The following is a 20,711-nucleotide window of genomic DNA, read 5'->3' as shown; positions in this document are numbered from 1 at the left end:
GGCGCCCACCTTGCAACGCTGGCTGCTGGCGAAACCGTCGATGACGGCGCCCCTCTCCCCGTCACTATACGGGGAGAGGATGCCGGCAGGCAGGTGAGGGGCAGCGCAGACGTTCCCGTCAATGATCGCGGTCGTCATCGTCGTCCTTGGCGGCCTTGCCCTTGCCCTTCTTGTCGCGGGTCAGGCTGGAAATATCCTTGGCGTCGCGCAGCACGTCGGTCATGCGGCCGAGCGAGCCGCCCTCGATGCCGATCTCCTTCATCAGATTGTCGATCATCGGCGCCTGCACGCGATAGCGCAGCGCGGAGTCGATGACCTCGTCGGTGACGTTGCGGTTGCCGCCCTGCCCGCCATTGATGCCATCGACATGCAGGATCTTGATGCCGTCGATCTTCTCCATCGGCTTGACGCTTTCGCGGATGATGCCTTCCATGTGGTCGAGCAGCTTGCCGCGCAGGCGGCCGGCGCGTGCCTCGCTGGACAACAGGTTCTCGGCCTCGTTGAGCTGGCGGTTGCCGGCGGCATCGACTTCGTAACGCTGTGCCGCGGCAAGGGCATGGATCTTCTCCGCTTCGGCCGATGCCAGCGCCGCGATCTTCTGCGCTTCCGCCAGACTCTTGGCCGCCTTCATCTCGGCGTCGGCAGCGGATGTGACGCGCAGCGCCTCGCGCTCGGCCTCGCGCTGCGCGCCGATCAGGTCGGTCAGCTTGCGGCGCTCGGCGATTTCGCGTTCGCGGGCAGTGAAGGCCTGTTCCTCGGCCTGGATGGCCTTGGCGCGCACGGCTTCGGACGCCGCGATCGCGGAAGAACGCTCCTGCGTCTTCTTGGCGATGTCGATCGCCTTCTGGATTTCGGCGATTTCGATCTTCTGGTCGCGGTCGACGCCAAGCTGGCGGATGTCGCGTTCCTTGATCAGCCGCGCTTCCTCGATGCCGCGCTCGGTGGTGATGCGGGCCCGTTCGACCTCCTCGCCGGCCGAAATCTCGGCCTCCTCGAAGGCCTGCCGCTTGGCGATCTGAAGCGCTTCGAGATGCCGCTCCCTGGCGATCCGCACCTCATCGACCGCACGCTCCTGCGCGATGCGCGCGGTCTCGGTCGCCTGGTTCTCGGAAATTTCGGCGCGGCGCTTCTCAGCTTCCGCCTTCGTCACCTCGAGCGCCTTTTCGGCGAGTGCGATCTGCCGCTCCAGTTCGGCCACTTCGAGCAGTTTCTTGCGCTGGATTTCGAGTTCGCGCTGCGTGCCTTCGCGTTCGATGCGGGCTTTCTCCAGCGACAGTTCGAGCGCGATCTGCTCGCGCTCGGTCAGCTCGCGCATCTTCATCTCGGTCTCGTCGAGCGAGCGGCGGCGGGCGATCTCACGGCGCTGCGTCTCTTCCTCGCTGTTGATGCGCTCCTGCGTGATGTTGCGCTCCTGATTGAGGCGCGATTTCTCGACCGCCTCGCGCGAGGAAAGCTGCGCCTGTTCGGACTCCTGGTCGCGCAATGCGCGCTCTATGGCGAGTTCGGAACGCTGCGCGGCGCGGCGGATCTCGACCTCGCGCTCCTGTTCGAGGCGCGCATATTCGGTGTCGCGGTCAATCTCCAGCACTTTGCGCTGGGTGTCGAGGTTCTGGTTGCGGATATCGACCAGCGTGCGTTGCTCGATCTCGTTGCGCATGCGGCGCCGGGTCTCGATCGATTCGGTCAGTTGCGTCAGGCCCTCGGCGTCGAAGGCGTTGGACGGGTCGAAATATTCAAGACTGGTCTGGTCGAGATCGACGATGGCGACGCTTTCGAGCTCGAGCCCGTTGGCGGCGAGCGACTCCTCCGCCAACCGGCGCACCTTGGCGGCGTAGTCGCCGCGCAGTTCATGCATTTCTTCCAGCGTCATCTGGGCGGCGACGGTGCGCAGCGCGCCGGCGAATTTGCCTTCCAGCAATTCGCGCAGGCTGTCGGGCTGCAGCGTGCGGCGGCCGAGCGTCTGCGCGGCGGCGGCCACCAGTTCGCGATGCGCGCCGACGCGGACGAAGAACTCAGCGATCAGGTCGACGCGCATGCGGTTGCGGGTGATCAGCGCCAGCGCGTCCTCGCGGCGCACCTCGATGCGCAGCACGTTCATGTTGACCGGGGTGATCTCATGCAGCACCGGAATGACGAAAGCGCCGCCATTCACCACCACCTTCTCGCCCATGAAGCCGGTGCGCACGAACGCCGTCTCCTTGGTCGAGCGGCGATAGAGCCAGCGCAAGATGTAGACGGCGATCACGACGACGATCGCCGCAATGATCAGCCACAACAGGAAAGCGCCAAAGGTCTGCGCGTCCATGATCTATCCTCCCCAAGACAATGCGGTCGGCGCGAGGCGACCGGCAGTATTTTCAAACATCCACCCGTCGGGCGGCGAAGTCCAATTCTTCATGCCCGCCTCTGCAGCTTCGGCGTGATGGCGTGGAACGCTGAGATCACCGCGTCGACAAAGGCCGGGTCATTGATGTTGGCCGGCACCCGCTCGACGTTGCGCTGCGGCGTCTGGCGAACGGTCCTCTCGATCGCTTCGAACAAAGCGTTGTCAGCCTCGGGATCATGAAAGGGCTGGCTGGGCGCACCGAGCATGGAAACGCCGCCCTCGGGCAGCAGGAACCGCACCGGGCCGTTCATGGCGTTGAGCCGCGCGCCGATCCATTCGCCGAAGGCGCGGTTCTCGTCACGCGTCGTGCGCATCAGTGTGACGTTGGGATTGTGGATGACGAATTTGCGGCTGCGGAATTTGTCCGGCACGCTGTCGCGCGGGCCGAAATTGACCATGTCGAGCGCGCCGGCCGAGCCGACATAGGGCAGTCCGGTGCGGATCGCCGCGCCAAAGCGATCCTGCGTCGCCGGGAAGACGCCCCCGACAATCATGTCGGCCACTTCGGTCGTGGTGAGATCGATGAAGGCTGACAGCAGCCGGGAATCGCCGAGGTTTTCCATCGCCCGCCCGCCTATGCCGGTGGCGTGGAAGACGAGGCAGTCATAGTCGGCTTCGAGTCGTCTGGTCACCGCCTGCACGGCAGGCGTGGTGACGCCGAACATGGTGATGCCGACCGCCGGCCGCGCCAGCTTGCGCTTGGCTTCCCAGGCCTCGGCATCGGGCAGTTGCGCGACCATGCCGGCCATGGCGTGCGCGGCATTGGAGAGCACCTGTTCGGTAATCGAGTTCAGCCCCTGCACATCGGCCACGGAATGGAACATCATGATGTCGGCGCCGCCGACATATTTGGCGACATCGCCGGCCGCCACCGTCGACACCATCAGCTTGGGAATGCCGACGGGCAGCACGCGCATGCCTGCGGTGGCCAGCGTTGTGCCGCCGGAGCCGCCGGCGGAAATCACGCCGCCGATGCGCGGCTCGCGCTCGATCCAGCGTGCGAAGGCGTCCGCCATGGCGCTGACCGAACCGCCGCGGTCATTGGTGAAGACGGCGGAGGATCCGCGCACATGCATGCCGGCGACCTGCATGGCCGGAACGTCGGCGCTGGTCGGTTTTCCCGAGGTCGACAGGTCGACCGTACGCGCCGGCAGGCCCAGCGCCTTCAGCCGGTCGGCCATGAAGCGCAATTCCTTGCCCTTGGTATCGAAGGTGCCGACAACCAGCACGGTCCTGCCGATGCGCTCGGCAAAGGGGATGGCGAAGATTTTTTTCGGATCGTCCTGCGGGGCGGTTTTGTCGACCGCCGCCTGGCGCAATTCGGTGACCGGGACGTTCCAGCGGTTGGGCAGTTCGACGACCGGTCGGTAGACGCCGTCTTGAGGCATCGGCTCGCCCGATGCGGTGCCGGTACGGTCGACGCGATAGACTTTCGCCAGTTGCTCCCTGGCCTGCGCGGCTTCGGCCAGCGTGACGGGCGCTTCCTCGGCGTGGCGGCCGACGCCAAGCAGCCGCTGCTGCAGTTCGCGGTCGGCGGCCAGCGCCTTGGCGTCCATCAGCCGGTTGATGCGGCCGTTGACCATGATGGCGACCTGGTTCGACACCGAGGTCGCCACGCCGATGTTCTGCTCGATGACCAGCACCGCCATCTCGCCCTCGGCGGCGAGATCGACCAGCATTTTTTCGACCTGGTCAACGATGACCGGCGCCAGCCCTTCGGTCGGCTCGTCCATCACCAACAGCTTGGGATCGCTGAGCAGCGCACGCGAAATCGCCAGCATCTGCTGCTCGCCGCCCGAAAGCTGCGAGCCGCCATTTGTCCGGCGTTCGGCCAGACGCGGAAAGGTCTGGTAGACCCGTTCGACCGTCCAGGAGGCGTCGCGCCTGTTGCCGGCCGCGAGGCGCAGATGCTCGTCGACCGTCAGGCTCGGCCAGACGCGGCGGCCTTGCGGCACATAGCCGACGCCGAGACGGTGAATCTCGTGCGGCTCAAGCGAGGTGATTTCGCGGCCGTCGAGGCGGATCGAGCCGGACTTCGCGCGCTTCAGGCCGACAATGGTGTTGCAGAGCGTCGACTTGCCCATGCCGTTGCGGCCGACCACCGACAGCACGCCGCTTTCCAGCGTCAGCGAAACGCCCTGCAAGGCATGGCTTTCGCCATAAAAGACCTGGAGGTCTTCTATGCGCAGCATTGCCTTGGCGGTCTTCCCGGCACGCTCAGCCATGCTTGCCCCCGAGATAGATCTCCTGGACTTCCGGGTCGGCTTCGATCTCCTGCGGCGTGCCTTCCTTGAACAGGCGGCCATTGTGCATCATCGAGACATATTCCGAGACGCGCAGCGCGACGTCGAGATCGTGCTCGATGATGATGTAGCCGATATGCCTGGGCAGTGCGTTGAGGATGGCGACGAGGTCGCGGCGCTCGGTTGGCGACAGGCCAGCCGCCGGCTCGTCGAAGAGGATGAAGCGCGGCGCACCAGCCAGCGCCAGGGCGATCTCCAGCTGGCGCTGCTGGCCATGGCTCAGCGTCGCCACCAGCGTGTCGCGATAGGTTTCCAGATGCACGGCGTTGAGGATCGATTCCGCCTGCACCATGTTGACGTCCGACGCGGCCGGCCGCAGCAGCGAGAAGCGCCGCCTCGAGACGCCGCGACAGGCAAGGAAGATGGAATCGAGAACCGACAGGCCCTTGAACAATTGCGATATCTGATAGGTGCGCCGCAGGCCGCGCCGGATGCGCTCATGCGGCGGCAGGTCGGTGATGTCCTCGCCGAAGAAGCGTATGCGCCCTGACGTCGGCATGAAGTCGCCGGTCACGGCGTTGAACAGCGTGGTCTTGCCGGCGCCGTTGGAGCCGAGGACCGCGCGCCGTTCTCCGGCCGCGATCCTCATGGTGATGCCCGAGAGCGCCACCAGCGCCCCGAAATGCCGCGCCACGCCATCGAGCTCCAGCGCATAGGCACCGGTGCTCTGGAGGCGGTTTGCTGCGAGGCTTTCGGTCACTGGCGGCTGCATTCGATATTGGCTGTTACGGGCAGCTCGGATTGTCGCGGTTGACCGCGCCGAGCTTCATGAACTCGTCTTCGGGAATGCCGAGCGTCTGGTTGACCTGCGGCACGACCTTGACCAGCTTGTTGAGGAGATTGCCGTCGGCACCTTCGGTGACCTCGGTCAGGAAGATGTCGGCGATGGCGTTGCGGTTCTTGTCGAGCGACACCTTGCCGGTCGGCGTGTCGAAGGAGAGCTTCGACAGCGCGTCGCGCAGCTTCTTGCCGCCGTCGGAGACATCGCCGCCGACCTGGTCGAGGCCGAGCAATGTCGCCTTCATGTCGACATAATAGCCATGGGCGAAGAGCGAGGGCGACGGAAAGGCGCCAGGCTGCTTCTTGTAGGCCTCGACGAACGCCTTCCACGCCGGCGCGTCATTGGTGTCGGCGGTCGGTCCGGCCGATGGCGTGCCCTTGAGCACGTCCTTCAGCTTGCCCTTCGAAGTCAGCACCGTCTGGTCGACGGTGATCGAACCGCCGATCAGCGGCGCGGTGCCGCCGCCCTGCTGGTACTGGGTCAGGAAGTTGACGGCGTCGGCGCCGCCGAGCGCGACATAGATCGCATCGACGTCCTCGGGAATGGCTGCGATGACCGACGAAAAATCCTTGTTGCCGATCGGCACCCACGACTTCGACGGCACATGGCCGCCGGCCTTGCAGAACTCGGCCATGAAGCCGAACACCTGCGTGTAGGGGAAGGAATAGTCCTCGGCGACGGTGGCGACCTTCTTATAGCCCTTGTCCTTGAAGGCATAGGTGCCAAGGCCGGCCATCCACTGCGCGCCGTCGGTGGAGAAACGGAAGAAGTTTTCCGCCGGATTGCGCAAAGTGGTGTCCTGCGCGGCCGACGTACCGTTTATGAAGGTCACGTTCGGCTGCGTCTTGGCGTAGTCCTTGACGGCGATGCCTTCGTCGCCCGAAAGCGGGCCGACCAGCACCTTGACGCCGTCCTGCTCGACCAGCTTGCGCGCCGCGCGCACCGCGCTGTCGGGCGAGGCGTCGGACGAGCCCTTGACGATCTCGATCTTCTTGCCGGCGACCATGCCCTTCATCTCTTCGACCGCGGTCATGGCGCCGCGTTCGCCGTCCTCGCCAAGCACCGTGAACGGTCCCTCGAAGGTGGCGAGCAGGCCGATCTTGACGGTGTCGTCGGCGGCCAGCGCCATCGACGGCGCGGTCAGCCCGGTGAACACCGCGAGCGCCAGTAAGGTACGTCTATGCATCCTCATGTTTTTTCCTCCCGTTGATTTCGTTTTGCAGTGGTTCATTCCATCCCGGTCGCTAGGCGCCGGGACGCAAGGACTCCTGGGCAAGATGTGGCTTGATCCTCCCCCACAACCCAAGAATTCCGTCCGGTGAGACGAAGACGATCACCAGGAACACAAGGCCGATCAGCGTGTTGAACCGCTCAGCGCCGACGATGTCGATGGCGAAGGTCTGCATCAGGACGACGACGAGCGCGCCGAGGAACGGCCCAATCGGATGGCGCAGCCCGCCGATGACGGCGATGATCAAGACATCGATCGCGGCATCGACGCCGATAGTGCCTGGCGAGACGCGGCCGTTGAACCAGACCAGCAGCACGCCCGCCAGACCGGCGATGACGCCGGAGAGCAGCCAGGCGAACACCTTGTGCGCGGTGACATGGTAGCCCAGCGCGCGCATGCGGCGCGGGTTGTCGCGGATCGCCTGCAAGGTCATGCCGAAGGTCGAGCGCGAGCCATAAAGCACCGCCGCGTAGCACAGCGCCGCCAGGCCGAGGCAAAGGTAATAGAAGGGCTTGGCGTCGCGCCAACCGATGCCCCAGAAGGCCGGCGCGCGGATGCCGGCATAGCCGGAATGGCCGTTGAAGATGGCGTAGTTCTGCTGGGCGAAATAGTAGGTCGCGGTGGCGATCGCCAGCGTGATCATGATCGTGTAGATGCCCTCGGTGCGCACCGAGATCCAGCCGATCAGCGCCGATGCCAGCGCCGCCGCGAGCACGGCGAATGGCACCGCCAACCACCACGGCCAGCCGAAACCGAGGATATTGGAATTGTTGTTGCCGAGGATGGCGATGGCATAGGCCGATATGCCGGCAACGGTGATCTGCGCCAAGCTGACCATGCCGCCATAACCGGCGAGCAACATAAGCGAGAGGCCCAGCATGCCGAAGATCAGCGAATAGCCGCCGATCTGGGTCAGGAAGAAGTCCGACGCCACGAGCGGGTACAGCACCAGCGCGACGCCAAGGATGATGTGGCCGGCGCCGAGCTTTTCCACCCAGCTCTGCTGCGTCGTGCCGTCCGTGGCGATGGCGAGGCTCATCGGGCCTTCCCCATGATGCCTTGCGGCCTGACCGCCAGCGTCACCACCATGATGACGAAGGTGAGCACGATGCCGTAGGTCGGGAAATAGACGAGGCCGATCTGCTCGGCGAGACCGATCAGCAGCGCGCCGATGGCCGCGCCAGTGATCGAGCCCATGCCGCCGACGATGACCACGACCAGCGACGCCAGGAGGTAGCGCACGTCCTCGCCGGGCGCGACCGACAGTGCCGACCCTCCGACGACGCCGGCAAAACCGGCAAGACCTGCGCCAACCGCGAAGACGATGGCGAACACCGCGTGCACGTTGACGCCGGAGGCCTGCAGCATGGCGCGGTCGTCGACGCCGGCGCGGATCATCATGCCGACGCGGGTCTTGTGCAGCATCAGCCAGAGGCCGACGCCGATGACGATCGCCGCCGCCAGCACGACGACGCGGTAGAGCGGATAGGTGAGGAAGACCGAGGCGCCGTTGGAACGCACCGCCGTGATGACAGGCAAGGTCAAGGCGCCGTCGAGCCATTCCGGCGTCGTGATCTGGTAAGTGCCGCCGGCCCACACCGCCAGCATCAGGTCGGCGGCGACGATCGAAATGCCGATCGACACCAGGGTCTGCCGCAGGTCGTCGCCTTCGAGGCGACGGAACACGAAGACCTGCATGACGACGCCGACGATGGCCAGCACCGCGAAGCCGGCGGCGACGCCGAGCAGCCAGTAGCCGGTGCGGTTGGTGACCTCGTAGCCGATATAGGCGCCGAGCAGATAGAGCGAGCCATGTGCGAGATTGACGTTGCGCATCAGGCCGAAGATCAGAGTGAAGCCCGAGGCGACGAGGAAATAGAGGCCGGCCAGCGTAATGCCGTTGAGGATGGCGCTGACGAAAGCCTTCTTCGAGATCAGGATGGCGTTCAGCCAATCGGGCCAGACGGCAAAGACCAGCCATGCGATGACAGCGGCGGCGAGCAGGCCAACAAGGCCCCACGCTTGCCCGCGCGTCATGCCATCGCCCGAGGACAGCCCGGACGACGAGGATGGCTGGTCGAGCAGGCTCATGCCGTCAGCCGCCGGCGCTGCTCGTTCATGCGCGGCGCCTTGTGGAACTTGCCGTCCTTCATGATGGCGAGGATGCGGTTCTTGTCCTGCAGGATGCGCACATCCGAGATCGGATCGCCGTCGATGAGCAGGATATCGGCGAGGTAGCCTTCCTTGATCAGACCGAGCTCGTCGCCCATGTTCATGATCTGGCCGCCATATTTGGTGCCGGCCTGGATCGCTTCCATCGGCGAGAAGCCGAGCATCTCGACGAAGGTCTGAATGTCCTTGGCGTTGGTGCCTTGCGGCGTCCAGGCAAAGCCGTAGTCGCCGCCGATGCACACACGAATGCCGCGCCGATGCATCTTCTTCATCGTGTCGATGCACATTTCGAGTTCGCGCTCATATTCGAGCGAGAGCGGCGAGCCGGGCTTGATGCCCCATTGCTCGGCATGGCGAGCGGTGTTGATCAGCCAGGCAATGCCGGGCGCGACGAAGTGCTTGTCCTTGACCGCCTCGAGCATGTCGAGCGCCTCCTCGTCGGCGAAGGAGGCGTGATAGATGTTCTGGATGCCGTGGCGCACGCACTGCTTGACCGAGCCGGACGAGCGCGCATGCGCCGACAGCACCTTGTTGCGGCAGCGCGCCTCGGAGGCGGCCATGGCAACCTCCTCCTCCGACATCGGCGTTTCCTCGGCGCCCATGCCGGTGATGCTCTCGCCGGACAAATTGAGCTTGATGGAATCGACGCCGTATTTGATCAGCTGGCGGACGGTGCGGCGGATTTCCTCGGGGCCGGAGACGACGAGGCCGAGGTTCAGCCCCTCATGCGGAATGTGCGAGGGCGCTGAATCGCCGAGACCGCCGACCGTGGTGATCTCGGGACCCGCCGCGAGATAGCGTGGTCCGGGGAAACGGCCCTGGTTGATGAATTTCTTGGCCACGACATCGAGGCGCGGCTTGGCAGCGGCAGCGCCCCGGCCGGCGGTGAAGCCGGCGTCGAGCACCAGCTTGGCCATCTCCATGGTGACCAGCATGTGTTCCTCGACCTCCATCATCTGGATGGGATCGATGCCGGGCGCGTTGTTCCAGGACAGGTGCAGATGCGCGTCGATCATGCCGGGCATAAGCGTCGCGCCCATGCCGTCGATGATAGTTGCTCCCCCCGCTGCACCACCGCTGTAGGAGGACGACGAGGACGAGCCGAAGCGCGACGAACCCTTGGTGATCTGCTTGATGCGGTTGCCCTGCACCAGCACCTCGCCGGTGTAGGGATATTCACCAGTTGCGTCGAGCACGCGCACATTGGTGAACAGCGTGCTGCCCGAGCCGTTGCCGTTCCAGCTGTCGTCTGCCATCACAAGCCTCCCAACTTGCCGAGCGCATAAGTTTACGCCCGATCAGAATTCCTCACCTATCAACCCGTCTCAAAAAATCAGCGAGCTTTTGGGTGCTTTCGCGCGGGCTCTCGACCGTTGCCCAATGTCCGCACCGATCCAGCGACGAGAATACGGCGCCCTTGATTTTATCGGCAAGCGACTGGGCGACGCCGGGCGGATTGACCGTGTCGGCATCGCCGGTGACCAGCAGTGTCGGCGCCGAGATCCGGCGCGCATCGACGGCGGTCGCCTTGGCCAGCGCCTCGCAGGTGCGGGCATAGGATTCGGGATCCTGCCTCGTGATCGATTCCCGCACGAAGGCGACTGCCGCCGGCGAGGTTTCCCTGCTGTGTGCCGAGATCGCGTTGGCGACGATCTGGTCGGCTATGTCGGCCATGCCGCCCGAGCGCGCCAGTTGCGCCCGCTTGCCGAGCCCTTGCCGTGTCGCTTCGGTCGGCTCGGCCAAGGCCCCAAACAGGGCGAGCGACCTAACCAGCGAAGGCTGCGCCGCCGCGATCTGCTGACAGACGATGGTGCCCATCGAATGGCCGACGAAATGGGCTGACGTGACCCCCATGCCGGCCAAGGCGCGGATCACCGCCTCGCTCATGCCTTCGATGGTCAGCGGCTCGATCGGACGCGGCGAACGGCCGGAGCCCGGCAAATCGAGCCGGATGACGCGATAGCCGGACAATGCCGCCATCTGCGGCTGGAACATGTTCGAGGTGCCGCCAAGGCCGTGGATCATCGCCACGGCAGCCCGCTCGCCGACAGTTTCGGCAACGACCTGGCCAACCGTCACCGTCGTCATTGAGCATGCTCCGCGAAGCGGTTTTCCAGCGTGCCGATGCCGTCGATTTCGATGCGCACAACGTCGCCAGCCTTCAGGTATTTCGGTGGATCGAAGCCGATGCCGACGCCGACCGGCGTGCCGGTGGCGATGATGTCGCCGGACTTCAGCGTGATGCCCTGCGACAGGGTGGCGATGATGGTGGGAATATCGAAGATCAGCAGCGATATCCTGGAATCCTGGCGCAGATCCTCGTTGACGAAACACCTGATTCCGGCGGTCGCCAGGTCGAGTTCGTCCCTGGTCACCGCCCAGGGGCCCATCGGGCAGAACGTGTCCTGCGACTTGCCGATCAGCCACTGGCTGTACTTGCCCTGCAGGTCGCGCGCGGTGACGTCATTGACGATGGTGTAGCCCCAGACGTGATCGAGCGCGTTCTCCCTGGAAATGCCGCGTCCACCTTTGCCGATGATGACGGCGAGTTCCGCCTCGTAGTCGATAGCCGTCGAGACGGAGGGATCGATCAGCACGCTGGCATGGTTGGCGACCACCGATTCCGGCACTTTGGAAAAGATGATCGGGTGCTTCGGGATCGCGCCGGCGCCGGCACTGGAATCAAAGCCCGAGCGGGCGAACTCATGCGCGTGCTCGTGATAGTTCTTGCCGACACAGAAAATGTTGCGGCGCGGCTGGGGGATCGGCGCCTCGATCTCGACCTGAGCAAGCGGGACCGGCGACAAGGTGCGCGGGATGCCGGCGCCATTGCGCTCGACCAGCGCCAGGATACCGGACCTGGCCTGGTCGACCGAAAAATCGAAAGGCGCAATGGTCTGGGCATCGAGGTCGACAAGACCGACGCGACGTTCGCCCGATATCGAAAAAGTCGCGACCCGCATCAAGTTCCTCCCTGAACCAATATTGAGCCAATTTTTTGCTCTTTCGCTACACGCTATCGCCGATTGGTTTAGGCCGCAAGTGGAATCTCGACTGATCGTACCAAAAGTATCCGGCCACGATAGGCGAGTTTCAGCGGAATCGCACCGGCGCTGCATAATGGACGGCGGCGCAGGAAGCTGATATGCGTGGTTCAGTATCGGATCAGATAAAAGTTGCCAGGCATGCCAAAGCTCGTCGCCAACGATATCGCCACCGTCCTGAAAAAACGCATCTCCTCGGGCGAGTGGATCGAGAATGGCCGCATGCCGCCGGAACGCGATCTTGCGAGCGAGTTCGGCGTCGCGCGCAACACGGTGCGGCGCGCCGTCTCCTTCCTCGAGGAGGACGGCACGGTGGTGCGCCATGTCGGGCGCGGAACTTTCCTGACCGCCACCAATCCAGCCTCGATGGCCGCGGTGGTCGGGCGGATGGAAGGCACCAGCCCGGCCGATATGATGGAGATCCGGCAGTTGCTGGAACCGGCGGCGGCATCGTTCGCCGCCACCAATGCCAGCGCCATGGAACTCAACGCGGTGCGCGAGGCGCACAAGATCGCCTGCGAAGCGCAGGACATGCCGACCTTCGAACACTGGGACGCGGAGTTCCATCACCGCATCTTCGCCTGCTCGCGCAACGAATTCCTCAAGGAGATCCACAATCTGATGCGCATCCTGCGCAATCAGGCGCCGTGGTTCGAAATGAAGAAGCGCTCCTTTTCCGAGGAGCGCCGCGGCATCTATTGCAGCGAACACCAGACGGTTCTCGACGCGCTGCTGCGCCGCGATCCGGAGAGCGCCAGCCAGGCCATGCTGGCGCATCTGAAAACCGTCGAGCGCAATCTTTTGGGGCGGTGATCGCGCCGGGAAGGCGCGGCAGCGCCTCCCCCGCCCCTAGTATCACTCGCCGCGCATCGTTGCCTGGAAAGTCGGCAGGTGCTTCTTCTGCGCTTCCAGCATGCGTTCGCGGTAGACACCGTAGATGACGTCGGTGTCGTGCAGCGTGACGCCCGCGATCGTCGGCGAGGCAAAGACCGGCAGTTCGATGCCGCGCTTGGCGAGCTGCTCGGCGGTGCGGGCAATCAGCTCATGCGCCAGGATCATGGCGAGCACCGTCGACGAACCGGACACCGGACGACTCCAGCCCTCGACCGGCACGATGGCGTCCTCGATCGGCGAGCAGGTGTCGATGACGAGATCGGCCGCATCCGCCAGCCGCTTGCCGGAGGAATGCGTGGCAGGCTTGTCGAGATTGTTCTTGCTGGTCACCGCGACGACGAAGATGCCGCGTTTTTTCGCGTAGAGCGCGGTGTCGATGCCCGACGAATTGCGGCCGCTATGGCCGAAGATAATGATGGAATCGCCCTTGTTGAGCGGCTGGTGATCGAGGAACTTCTCGGCGTATCTTTCGGTCCGCTCCAGCCACAGAAGCTCGCGCACGCCGCCGGCGCCGAGCACGTTGTGCCACATCACGCGCGGGTCGGTCAGCGGATTGAAGCCGACATAGCTGCCGTAGCGCGGGAACACTTCCTGCACCGGCAGCACCGAATGGCCCGAACCGTAGAGATGGACCAGACCGCCGCCTTCAAGCGAGTCGGCGAAGCGGCTGGCGGCCTGGCCGAAGAGCTCTTCGTTGGTTTTCGCTGCCTTGTCGATGAGAGCGGCGAGACGGTGGATGTAGAGATCGGACACGTGGGTACTCCTGTTTAAGTGTCTGCTTGGGAGGGTGGATCAGCTTCGCGGGTTCGACGGGACGCGCCCGGCGCGCAGCGTCGAGCGGATTTCGTAGCGGTCGCCGCGCATGATGGAGACGGTGAATTCGAACGGGCCGCGCTCGTCGGTGGTGATGCGTTCGACGATGAAGGCGGGGCTGCCGGCGGGCAGATCGAGCAGGTCGGCGTCCGCCGCGCCAACGGCACCGACGCGGTAGTTTTCCCGCGCGGCCACCGGCACGATGCCGTAGTGACGCTCGAGCGCTTCGTAGAGCGAGCCTTGCAGCAGGCCGGCGTCGAGGAAGCCCGGCACGCGCGCCGCCGAAAGCTGCGCCGTCTGGATGCCGATCGGCTCGTTGTTGCCCAACCGGAGACGCCGGATGCGCACCACCGGATCGCCTTCCTCGATCTCCAGCGCTCCGGCCGCCGCAGCATTGGCCGTCGTCAGGCTGCAATCGAGCAGGCGCGAGCCGGCGACCACGCCCATATTGCCCATTTCCTGGGTGAAGCTGGTCAGCTCGCGCGTACCGGCCACCAGCGTGGTCGAGCGCACGAACGTGCCGCGGCCATGCTCGCGCCGCAGCAGCCCGCCTTCCTCCAGATTGCGCAGAGCATGGCGCAAGGTGATGCGGCTGACGCCAAACAGAGCGCACAGCCGGTCTTCCGCCGGGATCTGGTCGCCGGTCGCCCATTCGCCGCTCTTGACGATGGCGCGGATAGCCTCCTCGACCTGATACCAGAGCGGCTCCGGGCGTCTGCGGTCCGGCTGCTGAAAGCTCGCTTCGCTCATCGCACCTGTCTCCACTCTTTCCCGGCGCGACCAGCCAGCGCCGCGCCGACAAGACCGGCACCCGGACCGAACCGGCCGGGCCGGACATCGATGCCACGCAGATGCGCCGGCAACTGACGCCGCAGCGCGGCAAGCAGCGGCGGCCGCATCACCTCCAGCGCCTCGGCCAGTCCCCCCGAAATCAGAACCGCCTGCGGATCGAGAAGCGCCACGGCCCCGGCCAGCGCCGTGCCGAGCCGCCGCGCCGGCACTTCCAGCAAGGTCTGCGCTGCGAGTTCGCCTGCCTGAGCGGCGGCGATCAGTTGGCGGCCATCGGTGAGGCCGATCTGGCCGGCAAGCGCATCGAGCGCCCGGCCCGAGGCGACGCGCTCCAGCCAGCCGCTGCGCTCCTCGCCATGATCCTTGATGTCGGCGCAAGCCCAGCCGAACGAGCAGGCGCCGCCATGCGCGCCGGCAACGATGCGGCCGTTGGCCAGCACCGCCGAGCCGATGCCGGTGCCGATGGCGAGCAGGATCGCATCCGACATGCCTTTTGCCGCACCCTCGACGGCTTCCGCCAGCAGCGCGATCTGCGCGTCGTTGCCGAGCGCCACGGGCAGGCCTGGAAACAGGGCCTGGACGTCGACGCCGTCGAGAAACGGCAGGTTCGGGATCCAGCGGCAGACGACACCTTCGACGAGCCCGGGCACCGCGATGCCGAGCGCCTCGACCGCCCCGGCTCCAGCGCGCAGCGCCTGGATGCGGGCGACGAACGCATCAAGGCTTGCCGGAGCCGGCTCGCGGCTCGGCATGTCCAGCGCGCCGACATCGCCGGTGAAGACGGCGGCGCGCAGATTGGTGCCGCCGAGATCGATGGCCAGAACCCGCGTCATCGGCCGGGCCCCTTGCCGAACGGCGGCGCGAACAGGCCGCTGCCGGCATTCCACGAATGCGACGCCGCCGCGAAGGCTTGTGCGTAACGCGTACCGCGCAGGCAGCCGCGCAACCGGTAGAGCGCGCTGTAGTAATCGACATAGGGAAAGCTGCTCAGGCCCCGCGCCAACTCGTACTCCTTGACCGCCTCGCTCCAGTCCTCGAAGCCGTCGCTGACATCGACGAGATGTTCGGGCCGAAAACCGTCATCATCCTCCCAGTTCTCGCCGAACAGGAGCAGTTGCGGCGTGTGCGCCGGGTTGTCGCTGGCTACCGTCGGCAGGGCGGCGTAGAAGATGCCGGTTTGCGTCAGATGCGCGGCGGCGCGATGGTCCTTGTGCCAGCTGCCGTGCCAATGAGTGATGACGATCTCGGGTTTGAGTTCGCGAATGATGTCGCATACCTCGAGCGCCGTCTCGTCGTCCGACGGCAGGAAGGCGTCGCGCAGGCCGAGGCTGCGCACCTTGACACCAAGCCGCTCGGCGGCCCTGCCCGCTTCCTCTTCCTTCTGCACGCAATAATGCGCGGGGATGAGGCAGGGATGCCCCTGCTCGCCCATGGTCAGGTGCAGGAAGGTCACCGAAGCACCGCGTTTAACGGCGGCGGCGGCCAGCGGCCCAGCGATCACCTCGGCATCGAAGGCGTGCGCGCCGACGACCAGGATGGAGCTTGCGGCGTAGATCCTGTCTTCGATCATTTCATGCCTCCCCCGGCGCCGACGCCTTCGCGAATCTGGCGGGCGAGCAGACAATACATGATCAGGATGGGCGCCATGGAGATCGCCAGCGAGGCGAAGACCAGGCCCCAGTCGGTGCGGAACTGGCCGACGAAGACGCTGATCGCCAGCGGCACGGTCTTGTAGCGGTCGTCGAAGATGAAGATCAGCGGGAAGAAGAAGTCGTTCCACACGGCAATCGCCGTGAAGATGGCGACGATCGACACCGCCGGCTTCACCATCGGCAGGATAATCTGGAACAGGATGCGGACCTCGCCGGCGCCATCCATGCGCGCCGCCTCGTCGAGTTCGGAGGGCAACACGCGCATGAAGTTGGCGAAGATGAAGACGGCGAAGGGAATGCGGATCGCCGAATAGACGAGGATCAGCCCGGTCAGCGAATCGAGCAGGCCGAGATTGCGCATCAAGGTGAACAGTTCGACCGAGGCCAGCCTGATCGGCAGCATGACGCCCGACAGGAACAGGCCGAGCATGATGGCGTTCCAGCCGAGCCGGTAGCGGCTGAGCGGATAGGCGGCCATCGCCGAGACGACGATGGTGAGAATGACCGCGCCGCCGGTGACGATCAGGCTGTTGATGAAATTGTGGCCGAGATCGGCGCGCGTCCACGCCCGGACGAAATTGTCGAAGGCCCAGCTTTGCGGCAGGCCGAGCCGATTGTCATAGATCTCGGCGGTCGTCTTGAAGCAGGAGACGACGAGGATGTAGAGCGGCAGCAGAACCGCGGCCGTCCAGCAGACCAGCACCGTCCAGCCGGGCAGCCGCGCCAGTCTCGGCGAGAAGGTCCTGTGCGGGATCGCCAGCGCGCTCATAGCTGCACCGTGCGGCGATCGAAGAAGCGCAGCATCAGAAGCGTGCCGATGCTGAGGATCAGGAACAGTACGGTGCCCAAGGCCAGCGCCAGCCCGATATCCGTGATACCGACAGCGCCCTCGGCGCCAAAGGCCAGCCGGTAGAAATAGGTCACCAGCGTGTCGGTCGCGTAGCTCGGATTGCCCTGCACGCCCTGCATAACATAGACGATGTCGAACTGGTTGAAGGTGTTGATAAACGACAGCGTCGTCAGCGTGCCGAGCGCCGGCATCAAAAGCGGCAGCGCGATCGAAAACAGCATGCGTGCATTGCCGGCGCCGTCGAGCTTGGCCGCCTCGAAGATCTGGCCGGAAATCTGCCGCAGGCCGGCCGTGTAGATCAGCACCGGCAAGCCCATCCAGTTCCAGGCGTCGACGGCGATCAGCATTCCGAGGGCCGTGTGGCTGTTGCCGAGCACGGTGAGGCTGCCCTCATGCAGGCGAAGCCCGTTCAGCGCCCATTCGACGACGCCGCCGGGCGCCAGGAGCAGCCGCCACAGCGCACCGACGATGACCGGGCTCAGCACCGCCGGAAAGAAAAACACCGACTGGAAGAAGGCCGCGCCCCTGTCGCGCAGGAACAGCAGCCAGGCGAACAAAAGACCGATGCCGTTCTGGAAGACCATGATGCCGAAGAACCAGGCGGTGTTGTGCCAGAGCGCGCCGTAGAGCCGCGCGCCGCTCGGGAAGACGAACAGCCGCGAGAAATTCGACAAACCGGCAAACTCGACCATGCGCAGCCCCTTCCAGATGAAGAAGCTGCCCCACAGCGACATCGCCAGGGGATAGAGGACGAAGAGCGCATAGACGGCCAGCGCCGGCAGGATGAAAAGCACGGCCATGCGCTGCTGCGTGCGTTTCAGGCTGCTTGTGCGGTGAAGGTTGGCCATACGTTCTGTCCGGCGAGAGGCCGGCCGCGATGCGACCGGCCCGGCTCCTCACTGCTTCGGCTTAAACCAGGTGGCGACGGCGGCCTGCATATCGGCGGCCAGCTTCTCGGGTGCGATGTTGCCTTCGACCATGTCGATGATCTCCGACTGCAAGACCGAGGAGGCCGTCGGCGACTGCCAGCGAAAGCCGACCAGCGTCAGATAGGGTGTCGAGTTCTTCGACATTTCCATCATCTGCGCCAGCACAGGATCCTTCACCGTCACATCGGTGCGGGCCGGAGGCCAGCCGAGCTCGTCTGCGAACAGCTGGGCGAATTCGGCCGAGGCCATGAAGCCAAGCACCTTGGTGGCGGCCTCCTTGTTCTGACTCTCGGAGACGAGACCGTAGGAGCCGTCCGAGAAGGCCGAGGTATAGAGCTTGGTCCCGGCATCGTCGGCTGGGAATGGGAAGATGGAGAATTTCAGCTTCGGATTCTGCGCCTTGAAACTGCCGTTCTCAAAGGACCCGCCGAGGAACATCGCCGCCTTGCCGCCGATGAACTGCTGCGTGGCCGTGGTGTAGTCGATGCCGGCGAAGCCGTCGGGGAAATAGGGCTTCAGCTCGGCGAAGCGCTTCAGTGCCGCGACATAGCGGGGGTCCTCGAAGGTCGCCTTGCCGGTCATCATCTCGTCGTAGAAGCCGGGGCCGTAGACGGTCGGGCCGATGACGCCGACGCCGATCTCCAGTTCCCAGGCGGAGCCATTGGCGCCGCCGGTGGCGATCGGGGTGATGCCGGCCGCCTTCAGCTTCTCGCAGGCGGCGACGAAATCCTTGTAGGTCTTGGGGATCTCGATGCCTTGCGCGGCAAAGATATCCTGGTTGTAGAACACCCCCATCATCGGCACCGAATAAGGCACGCCGTAGACCTTGCCGTCGGTGCGGCCGCGCGCGCCACCAAGGGCTGCGTCCGGCATGTTCTTCAATTCCGGCACGCTGTCGTCGAGCACGTCGAGATAGCCGGCATCGACGAAGGGCTGCAACTCGCCATAGGCCTTGAGCTGGGCGATATCAGGCCCGCGGCCGCCGCGCAGCGCCGTGCTCAGCCGGTTCTGGTAGTCGGCATCCGGGGTGAACTGGATGTTGACCTTGATGCCGGGGTTCTTGGCCTCGAAGGCGTCGAAGATGCGGCGCATCGCCGCCTCGTCCTCGGTGCGCCAGCTCCACAATGTCACCGTGCTGTCGGCCCTGGCCGGCAGGGTCGTGAAGATGCCCGCGCAGGCGGCGGCAAGGCCGCCGATTAGCCCTAGCGCGGCGCGCCGGTGAATTAAAAGCATGCTCATTGCCAGTTCTCCCGTTTTTCTCTGTCCTTGGCGTCCCGCGACACTTCGATGCCGCGCGAGAGTCATTCGCTCGGCCTAAGTCATTATAACGACATAGCGTTGTTCGCAAGAGGTGTCATTTTCCCTCAGAACGGCATCGTCGAATAATCTGATTCAATAAATTCTATTAACTTATTGTTTTTCAATAACTAAATATCTCACTGTGGTGGCCATGGAAAGATGGCGCCAGTTTCTGCATGCAGCTTTTTCGCAAACGGGCCTTGCGCGATCGCTTCATGTTGTCATAACGTCATCGTGATCGCTATGCTCAAGTGGAGGATGAGGGATGTCGTTTGCCTGGACGTCGAAACTGGCACTGGCCGCGGGTCTTGCCATCCTGCCCGCCAGCGGCTGGGCGCAATCGGTCAACATCTCCTACCTGACGCACTGGTCGCCCGAGACGGTGGCGCTGCTGGAAGCGGCGGCCAAGGATTACGCCAAGACCAATCCCGACATCAGCGTCACCGTGCGCGCCGTTCCTTTCGGCGATCTCCTGACCACGCTTCGCTCCCAAGGCGGCGGTGCGGACGGTCCGACGATCGGTGGCATCTACGATCTCTGGCTGCCGGAACTCGCCCGCGACAAGCTCGTCGCTCCTGCCCCCGATGCGGTGGCGAGCGAGGTCAAGGGCGCCTGGCCGGCGGGCGTCGCCAGCGCCGCTTCGGTCGGCGACAAGCTCTACGGCATACCTAACGAGATCGACGTCTACGCGCTCAACTACAACAAGGCGCTGTTCAAGCAGGCCGGCATCGCCGCTCCGCCAAAGACGTGGGACGAGTTCAAGGACGCGGCGCGGAAACTGACCAACAAGGACGCCGGCCAACAGGGTTTTGGCATGATCAATTCATGGGCCGCGGGCGTCGTCCATCCCTTCGCGTCACTGCTGGTTTCCAATGGCGGCGAGTTGGTTAGGGAGGGCAAGCCGGTGCTGGACAGCAAGCAGGCCGGCGAGACGTTCCAGCTTTATGAAGACCTCATCAAGTCCGGCGCCAGCGTGCCGGCCATGGCGACCGCCGACGCCAACACCACCGGCCCGTTCCTCGACAATTTCGTCTCCGGCAAGACCGGCATGATCATCATGGCCAACTGGTGGGAGAGTGCGCTGAAGACCGGCATGGGCGACAAGTTCACCGACATCGCCACGGCCCCCATCCCCGTCGGCCCGAGCGGCGACAAGCCGCATGCGATCTCCTATTCCTGGATGACCGTGGTCAACGCCAATGCGGGCCAGGCCGAGCAGAAGGCGGCATGGGATTTCCTGGCCTGGCTCAACAATCCGAAGTCCGGCAAGAACGGCGCGTCGGCCATGTCCGACATCCTGATGTCGATGGGCATCCTGCCGTCGCGCACCTCCGACATCGAGGCGCACAAGGACAAGCTCGGCTCGGAATTCCTGTCCGGCTATGTCAGCGTGCTCGCCGGCGCAAAGCCCTTCCCGGTGGTGCCCGGCGGACAGGAATTCTCGGAATCCCTGCAGCAGACGATCGAGGCGTTGCAGTATGGCCAGGTCTCGGCCAAGGATGCGCAGGCGACGGCGCAGGCCGACGCCACCTCGATCCTGGAGCGCGCCGCCAAATAATGATCAGACC

Annotated in this window: 18 protein-coding genes; 2 read left to right on the top strand and 16 right to left on the bottom strand. The window is 64.8% G+C overall.

Translation table 11 applies throughout. The features are described 5' to 3' along the window. Positions 1-118 precede the first annotated feature (118 nt). From EN808_RS14385 to EN808_RS14345, 9 genes are all read right to left on the bottom strand, one after another. A complete protein-coding gene (locus EN808_RS14385) occupies positions 119-2,305 on the bottom strand; it encodes a flotillin family protein (protein ID WP_135916183.1) in 2,187 nt (728 codons plus the stop codon). Positions 2,306-2,394: 89 nt separating this feature from the next. Then, positions 2,395-4,611: an ABC transporter permease gene (locus EN808_RS14380; RefSeq protein ID WP_127277811.1), complete on the bottom strand. Its 2,217-nt coding sequence runs from the start codon at positions 4,609-4,611 to the stop codon at positions 2,395-2,397. Beyond that, the gene (locus EN808_RS14375; RefSeq protein WP_127870585.1) at positions 4,604-5,401 is read right to left on the bottom strand and encodes an ABC transporter ATP-binding protein; all 798 of its coding nucleotides are present in this window, start codon (positions 5,399-5,401) and stop codon (positions 4,604-4,606) included. Before EN808_RS14375 ends, EN808_RS14380 begins: the two co-directional genes overlap by 8 nt. Positions 5,402-5,414: 13 nt before the next feature. Continuing rightward, positions 5,415-6,656, bottom strand: coding sequence for an ABC transporter substrate-binding protein (locus tag EN808_RS14370; RefSeq protein ID WP_245511736.1), 1,242 nt, complete (start codon positions 6,654-6,656; stop codon positions 5,415-5,417). Positions 6,657-6,714: 58 nt separating this feature from the next. After that, the gene (locus tag EN808_RS14365; RefSeq protein ID WP_135916182.1) at positions 6,715-7,740 is read right to left on the bottom strand and encodes a branched-chain amino acid ABC transporter permease; all 1,026 of its coding nucleotides are present in this window, start codon (positions 7,738-7,740) and stop codon (positions 6,715-6,717) included. Beyond that, entirely contained in the window at positions 7,737-8,738 is a 1,002-nt protein-coding gene (locus EN808_RS14360) for a branched-chain amino acid ABC transporter permease (protein WP_167531366.1), read from the bottom strand. The genes EN808_RS14365 and EN808_RS14360 overlap by 4 nt, the downstream gene beginning before the upstream one ends. Positions 8,739-8,788: 50 nt before the next feature. Next, entirely contained in the window at positions 8,789-10,129 is a 1,341-nt protein-coding gene (locus EN808_RS14355) for an amidohydrolase family protein (RefSeq protein ID WP_135881653.1), read from the bottom strand. 52 nt (positions 10,130-10,181) lie between these two features. Beyond that, on the bottom strand, positions 10,182-10,961 hold the full coding sequence (locus tag EN808_RS14350) for an alpha/beta fold hydrolase (protein WP_135916181.1): 780 nt from the start codon (positions 10,959-10,961) through the stop codon (positions 10,182-10,184). Beyond that, positions 10,958-11,836 (bottom strand): fumarylacetoacetate hydrolase family protein, encoded by an 879-nt coding sequence (locus EN808_RS14345; protein ID WP_135916180.1) that lies wholly within the window; start codon positions 11,834-11,836, stop codon positions 10,958-10,960. The genes EN808_RS14350 and EN808_RS14345 overlap by 4 nt, the downstream gene beginning before the upstream one ends. A 222-nt stretch (positions 11,837-12,058) precedes the next feature. Here EN808_RS14345 and EN808_RS14340 point away from each other — a divergent pair, with 222 nt between their 5' ends. After that, a complete protein-coding gene (locus EN808_RS14340) occupies positions 12,059-12,730 on the top strand; it encodes an FCD domain-containing protein (protein ID WP_127277803.1) in 672 nt (223 codons plus the stop codon). Between the two features lie 42 nt (positions 12,731-12,772). Here EN808_RS14340 and EN808_RS14335 read toward each other — a convergent pair whose 3' ends face one another. From EN808_RS14335 to EN808_RS14305, 7 genes are read right to left on the bottom strand one after another with little or no spacing between them, the layout of a single operon-like run. After that, positions 12,773-13,564 carry an SIS domain-containing protein gene (locus tag EN808_RS14335; protein ID WP_135916179.1) on the bottom strand — a complete coding sequence of 264 codons (792 nt, stop codon included), beginning with the start codon at positions 13,562-13,564 and terminating at the stop codon, positions 12,773-12,775. Between the two features lie 39 nt (positions 13,565-13,603). Further along, entirely contained in the window at positions 13,604-14,374 is a 771-nt protein-coding gene (locus tag EN808_RS14330; protein ID WP_135881657.1) for a GntR family transcriptional regulator, read from the bottom strand. Then, entirely contained in the window at positions 14,371-15,246 is an 876-nt protein-coding gene (locus EN808_RS14325; RefSeq protein ID WP_135916177.1) for an ROK family protein, read from the bottom strand. The genes EN808_RS14330 and EN808_RS14325 overlap by 4 nt, the downstream gene beginning before the upstream one ends. Further along, positions 15,243-15,983 carry a PIG-L family deacetylase gene (locus EN808_RS14320; RefSeq protein ID WP_135881659.1) on the bottom strand — a complete coding sequence of 247 codons (741 nt, stop codon included), beginning with the start codon at positions 15,981-15,983 and terminating at the stop codon, positions 15,243-15,245. The genes EN808_RS14325 and EN808_RS14320 overlap by 4 nt, the downstream gene beginning before the upstream one ends. Further along, positions 15,980-16,834, bottom strand: coding sequence for a carbohydrate ABC transporter permease (locus EN808_RS14315; RefSeq protein ID WP_135916175.1), 855 nt, complete (start codon positions 16,832-16,834; stop codon positions 15,980-15,982). Before EN808_RS14315 ends, EN808_RS14320 begins: the two co-directional genes overlap by 4 nt. Continuing rightward, positions 16,831-17,763 (bottom strand): sugar ABC transporter permease, encoded by a 933-nt coding sequence (locus EN808_RS14310; RefSeq protein ID WP_135916172.1) that lies wholly within the window; start codon positions 17,761-17,763, stop codon positions 16,831-16,833. The genes EN808_RS14315 and EN808_RS14310 overlap by 4 nt, the downstream gene beginning before the upstream one ends. Before the next feature lie 48 nt (positions 17,764-17,811). Further along, positions 17,812-19,083 (bottom strand): extracellular solute-binding protein, encoded by a 1,272-nt coding sequence (locus EN808_RS14305; protein ID WP_135916170.1) that lies wholly within the window; start codon positions 19,081-19,083, stop codon positions 17,812-17,814. A 325-nt stretch (positions 19,084-19,408) separates the two neighbouring features. Here EN808_RS14305 and EN808_RS14300 point away from each other — a divergent pair, with 325 nt between their 5' ends. Beyond that, positions 19,409-20,701 carry an extracellular solute-binding protein gene (locus EN808_RS14300; protein WP_135916168.1) on the top strand — a complete coding sequence of 431 codons (1,293 nt, stop codon included), beginning with the start codon at positions 19,409-19,411 and terminating at the stop codon, positions 20,699-20,701. Positions 20,702-20,711: the final 10 nt, after the last annotated feature.

This window comes from Mesorhizobium sp. M8A.F.Ca.ET.165.01.1.1 (assembly GCF_004792065.1).
In the GTDB taxonomy this organism is placed as follows: Bacteria; Pseudomonadota; Alphaproteobacteria; order Rhizobiales; family Rhizobiaceae; genus Mesorhizobium.
The sequence above is the reverse complement of the archived record's forward strand: the minus strand, read 5'-3'. Positions and strand labels throughout refer to the sequence as shown.